Origin of the sequence: Mycobacterium sp. E342, assembly GCF_001667665.1 — a bacterium.
Lineage (GTDB): Bacteria > Actinomycetota > Actinomycetes > Mycobacteriales > Mycobacteriaceae > Mycobacterium.
The window spans coordinates 1-595 of sequence record NZ_LZJM01000101.1 but is presented as its reverse complement, the minus strand read 5'-3'; the positions used below and the strand labels follow the sequence as shown (position 1 = coordinate 595).

The 595-nt window shown below is 63.7% G+C and carries 1 protein-coding gene; it reads left to right on the top strand.

Translation table 11 applies throughout. From position 1 onward, the window contains the following. The coding region (locus tag A5692_RS06900; RefSeq protein WP_255396997.1) for an acyl-CoA dehydrogenase family protein at positions 1-595 on the top strand (595 nt) is incomplete at both ends.

The window sequence follows — 595 nt, the reverse complement described above, 5'->3', positions numbered from 1 at the left end:
AGACCGACGTGCCGGCCTTCCACGGTGAGGTGACCATGGGTCACGCGGAAGTCCGCATCCGCGACCTAGTGGTCCCCGACGAGAACATTCTCGGCGGACTTGGACAGGGCTTTGCCATGGGCCAGCATCGCCTCGGCTACGGCCGGCTGCGGCACGGCATGTGGAGCATCGCGAAAGCCCAAGCAGCGCTTGACATGGCGGCCGCGCGGGCATGTGAAAGAGTCACCTTCGGCAAACGGGTGGCTGATCGTCAGGGAATCCAGTGGATGCTCTCCGACTGCGCCGAGAAGCTTTACATCACCCGGCTGATGATCCTGCACCTGGCTTACAAGATGGAACGCGGGCTCGACTTGCGGATCGCGAATTCCATCGCCAAGACTTACATTGCCAACATGCTCATCGATGTCGTCGACACCGCCCTGCAGATTCACGGGTCACTCGGATACTCACACGATCTGCCCCTAGCGGCCTGGTTGGCAGAGGCGCGGATGAACCGCATTGTCGACGGACCCGACGAAGTGCACCGCTGGACGGTGGGGCGCAGCGTGATCAAGGCGTTCGAGGCAACGGGCACCACCGCCGGCGCGGCCGGCGG